Annotated in this window: 14 protein-coding genes; 1 reads left to right on the forward strand and 13 read right to left on the reverse strand. The window is 68.3% G+C overall.

What is annotated here, in order from left to right; genetic code table 11:
• Position 1: 1 nt before the first annotated feature.
• The 8 genes from HL658_RS18425 to HL658_RS18460 form a co-directional block, all read right to left on the reverse strand.
• The gene (locus HL658_RS18425) at positions 2 to 874 is read right to left on the reverse strand and encodes an MBL fold metallo-hydrolase (protein WP_180286081.1); all 873 of its coding nucleotides are present in this window, start codon (positions 872 to 874) and stop codon (positions 2 to 4) included.
• A complete protein-coding gene (locus HL658_RS18430) occupies positions 871 to 1,692 on the reverse strand; it encodes an alpha/beta fold hydrolase (RefSeq protein WP_180286082.1) in 822 nt (273 codons plus the stop codon). Before HL658_RS18430 ends, HL658_RS18425 begins: the two co-directional genes overlap by 4 nt.
• 87 nt (positions 1,693 to 1,779) lie before the next feature.
• A complete protein-coding gene (locus HL658_RS18435) occupies positions 1,780 to 2,400 on the reverse strand; it encodes a glutathione S-transferase family protein (RefSeq protein ID WP_180286083.1) in 621 nt (206 codons plus the stop codon).
• Between the two features lie 21 nt (positions 2,401 to 2,421).
• On the reverse strand, positions 2,422 to 3,120 hold the full coding sequence (locus HL658_RS18440) for an ATP-binding cassette domain-containing protein (RefSeq protein WP_180286084.1): 699 nt from the start codon (positions 3,118 to 3,120) through the stop codon (positions 2,422 to 2,424).
• Positions 3,117 to 3,884 carry an ABC transporter ATP-binding protein gene (locus HL658_RS18445; RefSeq protein WP_180286085.1) on the reverse strand — a complete coding sequence of 256 codons (768 nt, stop codon included), beginning with the start codon at positions 3,882 to 3,884 and terminating at the stop codon, positions 3,117 to 3,119. Before HL658_RS18445 ends, HL658_RS18440 begins: the two co-directional genes overlap by 4 nt.
• Before the next feature lie 2 nt (positions 3,885 to 3,886).
• A complete protein-coding gene (locus tag HL658_RS18450; RefSeq protein ID WP_180286086.1) occupies positions 3,887 to 4,747 on the reverse strand; it encodes a branched-chain amino acid ABC transporter permease in 861 nt (286 codons plus the stop codon).
• A 9-nt stretch (positions 4,748 to 4,756) separates the two neighbouring features.
• Entirely contained in the window at positions 4,757 to 5,632 is an 876-nt protein-coding gene (locus HL658_RS18455) for a branched-chain amino acid ABC transporter permease (protein ID WP_180286087.1), read from the reverse strand.
• Between the two features lie 18 nt (positions 5,633 to 5,650).
• A complete protein-coding gene (locus HL658_RS18460; protein WP_180286088.1) occupies positions 5,651 to 6,757 on the reverse strand; it encodes an ABC transporter substrate-binding protein in 1,107 nt (368 codons plus the stop codon).
• 300 nt (positions 6,758 to 7,057) lie between these two features.
• On the opposite strand from HL658_RS18460, the gene HL658_RS18465 reads away from it, so the two are divergent.
• Positions 7,058 to 8,110, forward strand: a complete 1,053-nt coding sequence (locus tag HL658_RS18465; RefSeq protein WP_180286089.1) for a substrate-binding domain-containing protein — start codon at positions 7,058 to 7,060, stop codon at positions 8,108 to 8,110.
• A gap of 12 nt (positions 8,111 to 8,122) precedes the next feature.
• Here HL658_RS18465 and HL658_RS18470 read toward each other — a convergent pair whose 3' ends face one another.
• Genes HL658_RS18470 through HL658_RS38210 form a run of 5 tightly spaced genes read right to left on the reverse strand, consistent with a single transcriptional unit; the run spans position 8,123 to position 13,665 of the window.
• Positions 8,123 to 9,244 carry a mandelate racemase/muconate lactonizing enzyme family protein gene (locus HL658_RS18470; RefSeq protein WP_180286090.1) on the reverse strand — a complete coding sequence of 374 codons (1,122 nt, stop codon included), beginning with the start codon at positions 9,242 to 9,244 and terminating at the stop codon, positions 8,123 to 8,125.
• 5 nt (positions 9,245 to 9,249) lie between these two features.
• Positions 9,250 to 10,749 (reverse strand): tripartite tricarboxylate transporter permease, encoded by a 1,500-nt coding sequence (locus HL658_RS18475; protein WP_180286091.1) that lies wholly within the window; start codon positions 10,747 to 10,749, stop codon positions 9,250 to 9,252.
• A gap of 2 nt (positions 10,750 to 10,751) precedes the next feature.
• Complete coding sequence (locus HL658_RS18480) at positions 10,752 to 11,210, reverse strand: tripartite tricarboxylate transporter TctB family protein (protein WP_180286092.1); 459 nt, start codon at positions 11,208 to 11,210, stop codon at positions 10,752 to 10,754.
• An 8-nt stretch (positions 11,211 to 11,218) separates the two neighbouring features.
• Positions 11,219 to 12,187: a Bug family tripartite tricarboxylate transporter substrate binding protein gene (locus HL658_RS18485; RefSeq protein WP_180286093.1), complete on the reverse strand. Its 969-nt coding sequence runs from the start codon at positions 12,185 to 12,187 to the stop codon at positions 11,219 to 11,221.
• On the reverse strand, positions 12,163 to 13,665 hold the full coding sequence (locus HL658_RS38210; protein ID WP_425485350.1) for a transposase: 1,503 nt from the start codon (positions 13,663 to 13,665) through the stop codon (positions 12,163 to 12,165). Before HL658_RS38210 ends, HL658_RS18485 begins: the two co-directional genes overlap by 25 nt.
• Positions 13,666 to 14,098: the final 433 nt, after the last annotated feature.

Genomic DNA, 14,098 nt, shown 5'->3' on the forward strand with positions numbered 1-14,098 from the left:
GTCAAGGCGCCGGCTCGTAGACGAAGGCGTCTCCCTGGCGGCGGATGAAGCCGCAGTGAGGGGGTGGGAAATGGCAGGGCATGACCAGGGCGCCGGCGTCGCTCACCTCGTTCAGGAAGCGCGCCCTGGTCGCCTTGGCCTCGTCGGGCAGGACGCAGAAGGCGGTGTTCCAGCCGGGGTTCAGGATCTGCACGGGGTGGTGCAGGATGTCGGCCGAGAACACGCCGGTCTCGCCGCCGGAGTGCAGCCAGTAATTGAGCTGCCCCGGCGTGTGGCCAGCGGCGTCGGCGATGCGCAGGCAGCCGGCGACCTCGCCCTCGGTGCCGATGAAATCGACCAGCCCGGCGTCCAGCACCGGCAGCACGCTGTCGGCGAAGGACGGCTCGCCGGCGGTGCCCGCGTCGTGGAGACCCTTGAAGTGGTCGAAGTCCCGCCTGGGCATCACGTAGCGGGCGTTGGGAAAGGTGGGGACCCAGCGGCCATCCTCGAACACGGTGTTCCAGCCGACATGGTCGGCGTGCAGGTGGGTCATCACCACGTGGGTCACCGACTCGCGGGTCACCCCGGCCGCCTCCAGCCAGCTCGCGGTCAGCGTGTTCAGCCGGTTCATGCGCGCCGCCGGGCGCGGTTTGCCGTTGCCGACCCCGGTGTCGATGACGATGACGTTGGGCCCGGCCAGCACCGCCCAGAGCTGGATCGCGATGACGAAGCGGTCCATGGCGGGATACCAGTGCCCCGGCGGCAGCTCGCCCGCCCTCCGCGCGAAGGCGGCGCGGTCGAACTCCGGGAACACCGTCTCGGGCTGGTGGGTCGGGCCGAAATACTCGACGATGCTGACGACGGTGGCGTCGCCGATCTTCCAGGACCGGATCATGCCGCGGCCTCCGTCCGCAGGGCGCCAAGGTCGCCTGCGAAGGCCAGGATCGCGGCGGCGACCGCGTCCGGCGCTTGGTCCGGCATGTGATGCCCGGCCTCGATCACCGCCAGCCGCGCGTCGGCGATGCCGGCCAGGACCTCCCGCACATAGGTCGTCGGCCGCAGCGGGTCGTGCCGGCCGCTGATCCCCAGCACCGGGCAGGCGATCGCCGGCAGCATCGGTCGCAGATCCGTGTCGGCGAGCATCAGGAACAGCGCGCGCAGGCTGACCGGATCGTTGGCGATCCAACGGGCGCGGAACCGCGCGAAATGCTCCGGATCCATCCGTCGGAACGCGTCCGGATAGCCCTGGGCCAGGGAGTCGTCGACAATGGCGCGGGTGCCGCCCTGGCGCAGCCGCTCGGCGCGGTCGAGCAGGGCGGGGCGGTTCTCCGCCGCGACGCCGATGGCCGGGTTCATCGCGATGGCGGCGGCGCAGCGCGCCGGGTGGCGTGCGGCGAAGCTCAGCGCCACCCCGGCACCCACGGCGCAGCCGGCGACCATGACCGGCTCCGCGATCGACAGCGCGTCGAGGAGTGCGGCCACGTCGTCGGCCAGATCCTCGACGCGCACGCCTTCGGCCACCTTCTCCGACAGGCCGGCACCGCGGGTGTCGAAGCGGAGGACGCGGAGGTGCCCGTCGAGCAGCGGCACGACGCGGTCCCAGGATTCCAGGGTGCCGCCCATCTCGTGGATCAGCACCAGCCATGGGCCCGCCCTTCCGCTCAGCCGGAAGCGGAGCGCGACCCCGCCGGCCTCGCACCATCCCAATGTCATGACTTTCCCTCCCGCAGCCGGATGAACCGGTTCATGATTGACTCCGTTGCAAGCGACGGCCATTCCCCGGATGGGCAGTCCGGCGTTTCAGTAGGTTTCGACGAAGCCGGTGTTGACGATCGACGGTCGTGACAACACGCGGTCGTACCAGCCCGCCAGCGCCGGCCGGCCGGCCCGCCAGTCGAGCTCCCCGAACCGGAAGTCGAGATAGGCGAGCGCGCTGGCCGCAGCGACGTCCGCCAGGGTGAATGGCGACTCCGGCGTGCCGGCGCCGTCGCGTTCCAGGGCGTCCAGGCCGGCGGCGATCCGCACCCGGCTGGCGTCTATCAGCGCGTCCTGCCGCTGTTCCGCCGGCCGGGCCCGCTCCAGGAGCCAGACCAGGCAGGTCTCCAGCAGCGCGTCGACCATGGCGTGCCGGGTCAGCACCCGCCACCGCTCCAGCCCGGATCCGGGCACCAGTGTCCTGCCGCCGAACTCGGCGTCCAGGAACTCGCAGATGACGCGGGAATCGTAGACCGCCGTGCCATCGTCGAGGATCAGGACCGGGATCTTGGCGATGGGATGGACCGCCATCATCGCGGCGTTGGGCCGCGCCGGATGCACCAGCGTGCGGACCGTCGCGACGCGGTCCTCCAGTCCAAGCTCGTGCACCACGATCATCACCTTGCGCACGAAGGGCGAGCGGCTCGACCAGTAGAGTTTCATCATCAGCCTCCGACATCTCCGCGCTCAGAAGTAGTCCCAGAGGTTGATCGTCTCGGCCTCGGCCCGGGTGCCGCGGAACACCAGCCGTCCGCTGTTGATGATCATTACATGGTCGGCGATCCGCATCGCCGACGCGATCCGGTGCTCGATGAGGATGGCCGAGACGGCGAGGGTCACGCAGACCTCCCGGATCGTGCCGAACAATTGCTCGACCAGGTCGGGCTGCAGCCCCACCGACGGCTCCTCCAGCAGGATGCAACGGGGCGAGCCGAGCAGGCACAGCGCGAAGGCGAGCATCTGCTGCTGGCCGCCGCTCATGGCACCGGCGGTGGCGCCGCGCAGGGACTTCAGCATCGGCAGCAGCTCGTAGACGTCGTCGCGCGCGATCTTGCTGCCCGATCCGGCGCAGTTGCGCCGGGCCACGATGTCGATGTTGTCCTTGACGCTGAGGTCGGGGAACACCCCCCGGCGCTCCGGCAGAAGCCGCAGGCCGCGCTCCAGCCGGTCGGCGATCGGCATGCCGTCGATGCGCTCGCCGTCGAGCAGGATCTCGCCGGCCTGCACCGGGATCAGCCCGACCACCGCCTTCAGCGTCGTCGATTTGCCGGCGCCGTTGTGGCCGAAGAAGGCCAGGGTCTCGCCGTCCTGCAGCGTGAACGACACCTGTTCCAGGATCGACTTGTCACCATAGCCGGCGACGACGTTGCGTGCCTCCAGGGTCAATGGACCTCTCCCTTGCCGAAGTAGATCCGGCCCAGCTCCTCGTCGGCGATGATCGCGTCCGGTGTTCCCTGCGCCATCAGGTGGCCGCGGTGGAAGAACAGCACCTCGTCGGCGATGCGCTGTACGATCTGCGTGTTGTGCTCGACGATCAGCAGCGTCTTGCCCTGCCGTTTCAGCGCGTGGATCATCTCCACCATCGTATCGAGCGCGCCGGCGGCCAGACCGGAGGTCGGCTCGTCCAGCAGCACCAGCTCGGCCCCTGTGGCGAGGACCCGGGCGATGCACAGCAGCTTCTTCTGGCCGTAGCTGAGGCTGCCCGCCAGGGCGTCGGTCTTGTGCCCCAGCCCGACCTGCACCAGCAGCGCCGCCGCCTCGGCCTTCTTGCGGCGGAGCACCGCCGCGGTGTGGAACGGACGGAACATCGCCGTCAGGGGATCGTTGCCGGCCTCGTCCTTCAGGCAGACCAGAACGTTGTCGAGCGCGCTCAGATCCTCGAACAGCTTGAGGTTCTGGAAGGTGCGGGCGATGCCTTGCCGCACCCGCTCGTGCCGGTTGGCCCTGGTGATGTCCCGGCCCTGGAACGCCACCGTGCCGGTTTCCGGGGTGATGAAGCCGGTGATGACGTTGAAGATCGACGTCTTCCCCGCGCCGTTCGGTCCGACCACGCAGGTCGTGCGCCGGGGGTCGATGGAGAAGCTGCAGTCGTTCAGGGCGACGATGCCGCCGAACCTCTTGGTGACGTTCGACACGGTGAGGTTGGTCATGGTCAAAGCCTCTTCCCGGCGATGCCCTGGGGGCGCCACAGCATGAAGGCGATCAGGATGACGCCGTAGATGAGCTGCCGCGCCGGGCCGACGATGGTCGAGGGGATGTCGACCACCGCCAGAAGCTGCGCGATCGCCATCAGCAGGAACGGCCCGATGATGGAGCCGGCGAGGGTGCGCGCACCGCCGACCACCAGCATGGTCACCACCAGCACCGAGACATGGATGTCGAACGACATCGGGTCGATGAAGCTGATGTAGGTCGCGTACAGCGCCCCGGCGATCCCGGCGCAGGCGCCCGACACCGCGGACACGCCGACCTTGGCCCGGAGCACCCGGCGACCGGCGGCGACCACCGCAACCTCGTTCTCGCGGATCGCGTGGAGCAGCCGGCCGTAGGGCGAGCGCATCAGCAGCCAGAAGCCGGCCGCCACCAGGATCAGGCACAGGCTCGACAGCACGATGAATTCGCGGGCGGTGGGAAAGCCGGCACCGGCGATCTCCACCACCGGGATGCCGGACAGGCCCGACGCGCCGCCGGTGAGGTCCTGCCAGTTGATGAAGACCGCGGTGGCGACGAGTTGCGTGCCGAACGACGTGATGATGAAGTAGTCGCCGGCCAGCCGCAGCGCCGGCAGGGAGGACAGCACGTTGATCGCCGCGCAGACGGCGACCGCCGCCAGCATGGCGAGCGGAAACGGCGTTCCCGCCATCATCAGAATGGCGGTGGTGTAGGCCCCCACCCCCATGATGGCGGCCTGCGCCACCGAGAAGATGCCGATGATGCCCATCAGCAGGTTGGTCGAGACCGCCAGGATCGAGAAGATCTCGGCCAGGATGACGAAGCTGAGGAAGTAGTTCATCGGCCGGCCTCAGATCGCACGGCTGAAGCGGCTGCGGATCAGGCCCTCGGGCCGCAGCAGGATGAACAGGATGAAGGTCCCGAACACCGCCGCGACGCTCCAGCGGCCGGGCATGACGGCGACCGACAGCGACTGGATCACCGCCAGCACGATCGACATGCCGAACGCCCCGGTCAGGCTGCCGATGCCGCCGGCGATCATGGCGACCACCGCGGTCAACAGGACCAGCAGGGAGGTGTAGGGCTGCAACGCCTGGTCGACGCCGACCAGCACCCCCGGCACGGCGACGATGCCGGAGCTGATCGCCAGCACCTGGGCGAACACCCGCTTGGGATCCAGGCGGGTGATCTCCGCCAGCTCGCGGTTGGAGGCGACCGCGCGGATGCGCTTGCCGGCCGCGGTGTGGTGCGAGAACAGGACCAGCCCGGCGAAAAGCAGCAGGCTCAACACGCCGAGGATCGCCTGCGGAAGGCTGAGCGCGATGGGGCCGATCGCGGTGTGGGACAGCCGCCAGGGCAGATCGAACTGGACGATGTTGGGCGAGAACAGGATCGCGACGACGTTCTGCAGCACGGTGAGCAGGCCGATGGACGCGATCATCAGGACCAGCGGGGTGGCCCCGCTTTCCTCCAGCGGCCGGTAAAGCAGGCGCTGGGTCAGGTAGCCGACGACGACCGCGGCGAGGATGGCCAGCGCCAACGCCGCGGCGAAGGGCGTGCCGAGCCCGACCATCCACCAGGCCAGATAGCCGCTCAAGGTGTAGATACCGGCGTGGGCGACGTGGAAGATGCCGGTCGTGGCGTAGAAGTAGGAAAAGCTGATGGAGACGATGCCGATGGCGCAGCCGCTGACCACGCCGTCGATGAGCAGTTGCAGGTAGAGCATGGGTGGATCCGCCGGCGGTTACTGCGCGGGCCGCGCGGTTTCGACGAGCGCCCGCTCCGCGCCGCGGTACTGCAGGATCTCCACCGGCCGGAGCGCGGTGTTGGTCTCGAAGGTGATGCTGGCGATCGGCGAGTCGAAGGTCTTGATCGACAGGACCGCGGCCTTCAGCGACGGGCCCGACAGCGTGCCGCCGGATGCCAGCACGCTCTTGGCGGCTTCGAGCACGATGTTGGTGGCGTTGAAGTACTCGCGGGCGAAGAAGCCCATGTCGGCCGTGCCGAACTGCTTCTTGAACGCGGCCAGTGTTCCGGCGTCGGGATAGCCGGACTGGATGGCGGTCTGGTACCAGCCGTTGGTCGAGGCGTGGCCGAAGAACGGGCGGGAGAAGGTGTTGCCGATCGAGACCGGGAAATTGGCGATCTGGCCCACCTGGTCGGCCATCGTCTCGTGGCTCTGGGTGATCGCGATGTAGACGAAGTCCGGCTTGGCGTTGGCGATCTTCAGCAGGGTGGAACGGTAGTTGGTCTGGCCGAACTCGACCGGTTCCTCGGCGATCACCGTGCCGCCGACCTGCTCGAAGTACTTGCGGAAGTCGTTGCGCCCGTCGATGCCGGCCGCCGCGTTCTCGTAGATGATGGCGGTGCGCTTGCCGATCTTGTCGATGGCGAAGCGGGCAAGGACGCTCGCCTCGTGCCGGACCATCGGGATCGTGTTGATCAGGAAGGGCGACGCCGTCTCCAGCTTGTCGGTCTGGGCCGCGGGGTTGACGACCAGAACCTCGCGCCGGGTGGCCAGCGGGGCGATCGCCAGCGACACCGAGGAGAAGGCGGTGATCAGCACCGGCACATTGTCGAGATCGATCATGCGGTTGAAGGCCAGCACCGCCTGGTCCGGCTTGCCCTGGCTGTCGTCGAAGCGGACGCGGACCGGGCGCCCGGCGATGCCGCCCGCCGCGTTCGCCTGGTCGATGGCGAACTGGACGCCCTGCTGTTCCTCGATGCCGATCGACGCCGCCGGACCGGTGAGCGGCAACAGGGCTCCGAGCAGGATCTCCTTGGGCTGGGCGAGGGCTGGCGAGCAGGAAACGAGAAGGGCGGCCAAGGCCCGGCCGGCGCTCTTGAGCATGGTTCCTCCCAAAGTGAACCGTTTCATATTTTCTGACGTCACCATTGATCGGATCGTCGCGCCGTGTCAATGAATCGTTTCAGGCCACCGCGGTCCGGCGAAGCCCGACGCTGCTCTCCGTTCAGGAGGCCGTGATTCACTGGGTTGCTGGATGTGGATAAAAGGACGCGGTGGCGAAAAGCGCCGCTGCATCCGGCACGGCAGCAAAGGGTTTGACATGAACGGGTTCAGAGGATTAACAGCGTGACTGGCATCAGCCGGGACGCCACACGCGATCTGCGATCAGAAGGAGACGACCACGTGCGCGACGACGATGCCGCGCCCGAATCCGCAACCGGAAATCGGCGGAAACCCCCCACCATCAATGACGTCGCACAGCGCGCCGGCGTCTCGGTCGGCACGGTGTCGAACGTGCTCAACCATCGCTCGACGGTGTCGGCCGCGCGGCGCGAGCGCGTCCTGCAGGCGGTCGACGAGCTGGGCTTCAGCGGAAGCATGCTGGCGAAAGGCATGCGTGCGCAGAGCAACTCGCTCGTCGGGCTCTGCGTGCCCCACACGGCCTTCGCCAATCTGGCAGCGCTGGCCGACACGCTGGACGAGCGGGCGGTCGGCGCCGACTACGAACTGATCCAGGTCGTCAGCCGCTACGATTCACGACGGGAACTCTCGCGCATCCGGCGGCTCATCGCCTACCGCGCCGCCGGGCTCATCATCGTTCCCAGCCTGGACCCGAAGCCTGTCCTCGATCACTGCTACAAGGCCAAGCTTCCCACGGTGATCATCAACCGCCTGGTGCCGGATGAACGGCGCTTCGACCAGGTCACCATCGACCACGACAAGGCGATCTACGACGCCAGCCGGCAATTGCTGGCCTGGGGACACCGGCACATCACGCTCGCCGTGCAGTTTCCCGCGCTGTCCGTCACCCGCCAGCGCATCGACAGCCTGAGCCGGGCGGTCGGGGGCTTCGGCGGCGGGGCGCGCTGGGGGGTGCTGGAATGCGGGCTGGACGAAGAGCGGTTCAAGGACATCTTCGCCAGCCATGTCCGGCGACGCGATGCGCCGAGCGTCATCATCGCCTCCAACAGCACCGTGACGTCCTGGATCCTGCAGAGCGCACGGTCGCTGGGCATCCGCATGCCGGACGACCTGTCGCTCCTGTCGCTCGAGGAGCCGGAGTGGGCGTTGCTGACCGAGCCCCAGCTGTCGGCCGTCCTGCAGCCCACCCGCGAGATCGGCCGGATCGCCTGGGACCTCCTGCTGAAGCGGGTCGAAGGGTCGGCCGAGGAGCCGGTCAGCATCCGCTGCGAAGGGCGGATAAATTTCCGGGGGTCCGTCGCCCGCGGGACGTGAAGCGGGGGTGTTTCACGAGGCCAGCACCACCCAGTCGATGGCCTGCCCCGCACCGAGCCACGCGGGATCGACGCGGTCCGGCACGGTCAGGTACCCGTCGCGGATGTCTGGCCCCTCGAACGGATCGCCGTCGAGCAGTGCGTGTTCCGCCAGCTCGTGGGCGAGCGGCAGGTCCGGCAGGATGGAGGCGACCTGGGCCGCGAACGCCTGGAACGGTCCCGGCAGGAAGCAGACGCCGAACCGGTAGCGCAGGCCGAAGGCGCGGCAGATCGCGACGCACTCCAGCACGGCCGTGACGCCGCCCAGGCGCGGCAGCCGCAGCACCACGGAATCGACGGCGCGGTCCCGCCCCAGCCTGGCGATCTCGGCCGGCGAGCCGGCACTTTCGTCGGCCTCGACCATCGGCCTTACGGCGTGCGTCACCATGCGCAGGCCGTCGAGATCCTCGCGCGGGACCGGCTGTTCGATGATGTCGATGGCACATGCGTCCATAAGCCCGATGGTGTCGATGGCGGACTTCGCGCCATAGCGTCCGTTGGCGTCGGCCGTCAGCCGGACCGCGTCTCCCACCGCCGCCCGCACCGCGCGCGCCCGGGCCACGTCGAGATCGGAGTTGCCGCCGAGCTTGAACTTGATGACCCGGAAACCGTCCGCCACCAGATCCGCGGCTGCCCGGCCCATCAGTTCGGGCGACTGGAGAGAGACCATCCGCGAAACCGGGAGCCGGTCATGCCGGCGCCCGCCCAGCATGGACGCGATGCTGCGCCCGCCCGCATGGGCGGCGACCTCGTGGAACGCCATCTCGAACCCGGCCCGGACCTCGGGAAAGCCGAACAGCGCCTGCGCCATCCCGGTCATCAGCGGGGCGATCCTGAGCTCCTTGCCGATCAGGCGGGCACCCAGATAGGCGACGCATTCCCGAATGGCCCCGGCGGGGGCGTCGAAGGGTTGCAACGCTCCGATCAGGCCAAGGCCGGCATGGCCGTCCTCCGTCTCGACCTTCACGGCGACGCAGGGCAGCCGCGGCACCTGACCGGTCACCAGGGACCAGCCATCGACGCGCACCGCGGGTTCCAGGACCGCAGCGCTGACCCGGACGATCGTCGGGACGGAAGCGGTCGGAGGGTCGGACATGGTGGTCACTCGACGAAGACCTTGTTGCGCTTCTTCGCGATGGCGGGAAAGGCCATCGCCAGGAGGGCCAGCAGCGCCAGCAGCAGCAGGCCGGCGCTGATCGGCCGGGTCACGAACACCGCGGGATTGCCGAAGGACAGCAGCATCGCGCGCCGCATGTGCTCCTCCAGCATCGGCCCCAGGACGAAGCCCAGCAGGAACGGCGCCGGCTCGCACCCCAGCCGCAGCAGGACGTAGCCGAGCACGCCCGAGACGCAGAGCGCGTAGAGGTCGAAGACGTTGCCGTTCAGCGAGTAGATGCCGATGGCCGAGAAGGTCAGGATCGCCGGGAAGAGCCATGTGTAGGGGATGGTCATCAGCCGTGCCCAGACCCCGACGAGCGGCAGGTTGAGCACCAGCAGCATGAGGTTGCCGATCCACATCGAGGCGATCAGCCCCCAGAACAGCGCCGGCCGCTCGGTCATCACGTTCGGGCCCGGAACGATGCCCTGGATCACCATCGCTCCGACCATCATCGCCATCACCGCGTTGGCGGGCAGGCCGAGGGTGAGCATCGGAATGAAGGAGGTCTGCGCACCGGCGTTGTTCGCCGCCTCGGGCCCCGCGACGCCTTCGATTGCTCCCTGGCCGAAACGTCCGGGTGTGTCCGACAGCTTCTTCTCCAGCGTGTAGGAGGCGAAGGACGACAGCAACGCCCCGCCGCCCGGCAGGATGCCGAGAAGAGAGCCGATCGCGGTACCACGCGCGATCGGGGCGACGCAGGCGCGCAGATCGGCCCGGGACGGCAGCAGCCGGCCGATCGTCCGGGTGACGATGCCCGCCGTGCCTTCGGTTTCGAGGTTGCGCAGGATCTCGGCGATCCCGAAGAAGCCCACCGAAAGCGTCACGAAGTTGATGCCATCGGCGAGTTCGAGCCGGCCGAAGGTGAAGCGCGGCTCCCCCGAGGTGACGTCGTTGCCGACGAGCGACAGCAGCAGCCCGAACACGACCATCGCCAGCGCGCGCACCGCCGACCCGTGCGCGAGCGCCACGGAGAAGATCAGCCCCAGCACGACCAGCGAAAAGTACTCGGCCGGACCGAACTCGAGGGCCACCGAGCTCAGCACCGGTGCGAAGAGCACGATCACGAAGGTGGCCAACGTGCCGGCGGCGAAGGAGCTGGTCGCGGCGATCGCCAGCGCATGGCCGGCGCGACCCTGGCGCGCCATCTGGTATCCGTCGAGCGCGGTGACGGCGGACGATGGCTCTCCCGGCAGGTTCAGCAGGATCGCCGTGGTCGAGCCGCCATACTGGGCGCCGTAGTAGATGCCGGCCAGCATGATCAGCGACGGCGTCGGGCCGAGCGTGAAGGTGAAGGGCAGCAGCAGTGCGATCGTCGTCGAGGGGCCCAGCCCGGGCAGCACTCCCACCGCGGTGCCCAGCACCGTACCCAGCAGGCAATAGAGCAGGTTCTCGGGCGTGGCGGCGGTCGAGAAACCCAGCATCAGGTTGGCGAGAACATCCATGGTCAGCCTGCGCCGCCGCTGAGCCAGGGGCCGAGCAGCGGGTAGGGCAGCCCCAGCAGGTGGCTGAACACGCCGACCGCCACGCCCAGCATCACCGCCGTCATCACCACGGCCTGCCCGATCCCCATCGTCCGACTGGCGAAGGCCGACGTGGCGATCAGGACGAGCAGCGCCGGGGCAAGGCCCAGTCCCTTGATCGACACCGCGAACAGAAGCGGGGCCAGGGTGATGAAGAGCAGGCCGCGCCACGGTACCGGCCGTGCGCCGGCCTCCTGCTCCGGATCGCGTTCGAGGGCCACCGCAATGGCCAGGACGAGCAACAGGACCGACAGAAGCACCGGCATGAAACCCGGCCCCATGCGCAGTGTGGTGCCGGTGTCGAGTGTCAGGAGGGAAGTTGCGAGGAAGAAGAGAGCGATGGCGGCGAAGATCCCGCCCGCCGTGAGGTGTCGGATCGTCATCCCGGCGCTCACTTGGCGGACTTCGCGTTCGGCAACCACTCGCGCCATTCGCGCGACTGCGCCATCACATCGTCCGCCGAACCTTTCGCGCCGAGGTTGATGCGGGTGTTGAAAGTCTTGGCGGCGTAGTCGCCGATCTCGGGCGATTTCACCGCCGCGTCGATCGCATCGGCGAGCGTCGCCTTGACGTCGGCGGGCATGTTCTTGGGCGCGACGAACAGAAAATAATTCTTGATGGCGTAGCCGCCGCCCTGCTCGAGCGAGGTGGCGACGCCAGGGGCGTAGTCGGCGCGCCCGTTGGTCATGCTGGCGAGCACCTTCAGCCGGCCGTCCTGGATGTAGGGCACGTGCACGCCGCCGGAGATCGTGACGTTTGCATGCCCGCCGAGCACAAGCTGGACGGATTGCGCGGAGCCGGAGGTCGGTGCCGAGACGAAGGCGATGCCCAGCTTCTCCGAAACCCGTTCCATGGCGAGATCGAGGATCTTGCCGGTGCTGGAGAAGCTGACCGGCCCGTTCTTCTTCGTATGGGCGGCCAGTTCCACCAGATTGTTGTAGGGAGCGTCCTTGGCTGCGACCAGGGCGTACTCGATCTTCGCGATGGTCCCGATGTAGTCGATGTCCTCCGGCATGTACTGAGCAGTTTTCACCAAGAAGGGATCCAGGGCGAAGTTGCCGGTCGACAGCAATCCGATCGTGTAGCCATCGGCCGGCGCGTTCTTGACGTCGATCGCGGCAAGCGCGCCTTGGGCGCCCGATTTGTTCTCGACGATGAATTTCCAGCCCCGCTGTTCCTCCACTTTTCGCAGCGTGAGCCGGCCGATCGCGTCGGTGCTGCCGCCGGCCCCATAGCCGATGACGACACGGATCGGCTTCTTGGGCTCCCAAGCCTGACCCTCGGCCGCCCGGGCTGCCGGAAGGCCGGCGAGCACGGCGGCGTGAGCGGCTGAAATCAGAAGGCCGCGCCTATCGAGCATCTCATTCCTCCCCTGTGTTTTCTAAATTGAACCGGTTCATTGAAGCCAGATTCGCTTGAACTGTCAACTGTCGGCTCGGCCAAGCAGGGCGAAGAGGGGTGTGCATGGAACCGGTCCACACATGTGATGGCTGTTGGCTGTTGGATCGTGCCCCGCGTGGTGGTGTAGCAACCGTGCGTGATGAAGAAAGTCGATGAACCGGGTGTGCCCCGCGTCAAGGCGCGCGCTGACGCGCGCCCGCCGTTTCGGTGGCTTCGGCCTTGACTCGTCCGCTCCCCCGGTTCGCTTGGCTTGGCATGCGGTCGGCGACGAGCGCCGACCGTCGGCGTTTTCAGGCGGGCTGAGCCTCCCAGGTGGCCCCTTTGGCCAGCATGGCGTTGAGACGGACGATCAGTTTGCGCATGCAGGCGGTCACGGCGACTTTGAAGGGTTTTCCGCGTTGGATCAGGGTGTTGTGGAAGTGGGCGATGACGCCTTTGGTGTTGATGGCGGCGGACAGAGCCGCCAGAGAGAGGGCACGGCGGACATCGGCGCGCCCTCCGTCGATATGGCGGTGCCCCCATCTTTCCGCTGTCGTGATCGAAAGGGGCCACGCCGACGAGCGCGGCGATCTTCTCGTCGGACGTCCGTCCCAGCTCGGGCCGCAGGGCGGCCAAGGTCGTCGCCGTGACCGGACCGATGTCGGGCGCGGTCCGGAGGGCCTGGAGCGTCTGCGACAGGGCCGGCTGCGCTTTGGTCGCTTGGCCGATGGCGGCGTCCGACACGGCCACCTCGCGAGCCAGATGCTCGACCGCACGGGTCAACGCCTCCCGCGCCGCGATCGGAGCCTGGGTGATGCTCTTGCTCAGATCGGCCCGTTTGTCACCGCACAGGGCGCCGACCCTTCGTCGCCACTGTGGGCGGATGCGCGTGAATTGGCCGGACACACTCTGGTGGGCTGGCCCGCCGGTCGGCGCCGGCGCCGCCCGGGCGGCGGGGACAGCCACGCCACCCAGATGCTGGCCACGCTGGTGCGGTTGCGCGACACACAGCGGATCGAAGAGTTCATGGGACAGGTGGTGGCGCTGGGCGGGTGCAACTGCGACGACGCGCCGGCGATCGTCGCTGCTCTCGGCTTGCTGGCCCCGGGGAGGGGGGGCGGTCGCTGCATGGCCACGCGGCGCGCTGTCCGAACTCCACCAACCCACCGCCGCCCTCATCGACGCGTTGCCGGCATCCATTGGAAAATCACCGGGTTGGATGCAGCCGGCCGGGATCTCGGCCGGGGTGGTGGTCGATCTGCTGGCCTGGCTGGGAAGGCTCGACGGCGACTTGGCCGGACGCGCCCTGGCGCACATGTTGGCGACGCCCGACGTGTTCGAGCCGGACCGGGTTCTCGTGCCGGCCGCCCACGCCCTGGTGGAGCGCGCCGATGCGTCGGCTTTTCCCGTGACCGACCGGCTCCGCGCGACAACGCGGACGCATCCCGGTGCCCGCATCGCCGAACCGCTGGAGCCCCCACCGGACTGGCGGCGCCGCAGCGACCTTCCCTGCGACTGCCCGACTTGCCGGGAACTCGCCGCCTTCCTCGACGATCCCGCCGCCCGCGCTGGGATTACAAGGCGCCACAGGCCAACCGGAAGCACGTCGAGGAGATCATCCGCCAAGCGGGTGCGGATCTGGACCTCCACACGGTCCGGCAAGGCAGCCCCCGCCGGTTGGTCTGCACGAAGAACCAGGCGAGCTACGAACGTCGGGTGGCGCAGCGCCGGGAGGATCTGGCGTACGCGGCGCGATTGGATAGGAATCGAACAACGAGCTTATTTTCCATAAGACTTCTTATCGCGCTTTCTGGTGTGGGCGGGTGGATTCAAATTTGAAGTGCTACTCTCGTTTGATATCAATGACTTGCGCCACGAGGGTTGCATGGGA

The organism is Azospirillum oleiclasticum (assembly GCF_013423485.1).
GTDB classification, from domain to species: Bacteria; Pseudomonadota; Alphaproteobacteria; order Azospirillales; family Azospirillaceae; genus Azospirillum; species Azospirillum oleiclasticum.

What these genes read in the sequence shown, in the direction of transcription:
- HL658_RS18425 (WP_180286081.1), bottom strand. Translation starts at nt 874, where the DNA reads ATGATCCGGTCCTGGAAGATCGGCGACGCCACCGTCGTCAGCATCGTC.
- HL658_RS18430 (WP_180286082.1), bottom strand. Translation starts at nt 1,692, where the DNA reads ATGACATTGGGATGGTGCGAGGCCGGCGGGGTCGCGCTCCGCTTCCGG.
- HL658_RS18435 (WP_180286083.1), bottom strand. Translation starts at nt 2,400, where the DNA reads ATGATGAAACTCTACTGGTCGAGCCGCTCGCCCTTCGTGCGCAAGGTG.
- HL658_RS18445 (WP_180286085.1), bottom strand. Translation starts at nt 3,884, where the DNA reads ATGACCAACCTCACCGTGTCGAACGTCACCAAGAGGTTCGGCGGCATC.
- HL658_RS18450 (WP_180286086.1), bottom strand. Translation starts at nt 4,747, where the DNA reads ATGAACTACTTCCTCAGCTTCGTCATCCTGGCCGAGATCTTCTCGATC.
- HL658_RS18455 (WP_180286087.1), bottom strand. Translation starts at nt 5,632, where the DNA reads ATGCTCTACCTGCAACTGCTCATCGACGGCGTGGTCAGCGGCTGCGCC.
- HL658_RS18460 (WP_180286088.1), bottom strand. Translation starts at nt 6,757, where the DNA reads ATGCTCAAGAGCGCCGGCCGGGCCTTGGCCGCCCTTCTCGTTTCCTGC.
- HL658_RS18470 (WP_180286090.1), bottom strand. Translation starts at nt 9,244, where the DNA reads ATGTCCGACCCTCCGACCGCTTCCGTCCCGACGATCGTCCGGGTCAGC.
- HL658_RS18475 (WP_180286091.1), bottom strand. Translation starts at nt 10,749, where the DNA reads ATGGATGTTCTCGCCAACCTGATGCTGGGTTTCTCGACCGCCGCCACG.
- HL658_RS18480 (WP_180286092.1), bottom strand. Translation starts at nt 11,210, where the DNA reads ATGACGATCCGACACCTCACGGCGGGCGGGATCTTCGCCGCCATCGCT.
- HL658_RS18485 (WP_180286093.1), bottom strand. Translation starts at nt 12,187, where the DNA reads ATGCTCGATAGGCGCGGCCTTCTGATTTCAGCCGCTCACGCCGCCGTG.
- HL658_RS38210 (WP_425485350.1), bottom strand. Translation starts at nt 13,665, where the DNA reads ATGCGGGCACCGGGATGCGTCCGCGTTGTCGCGCGGAGCCGGTCGGTC.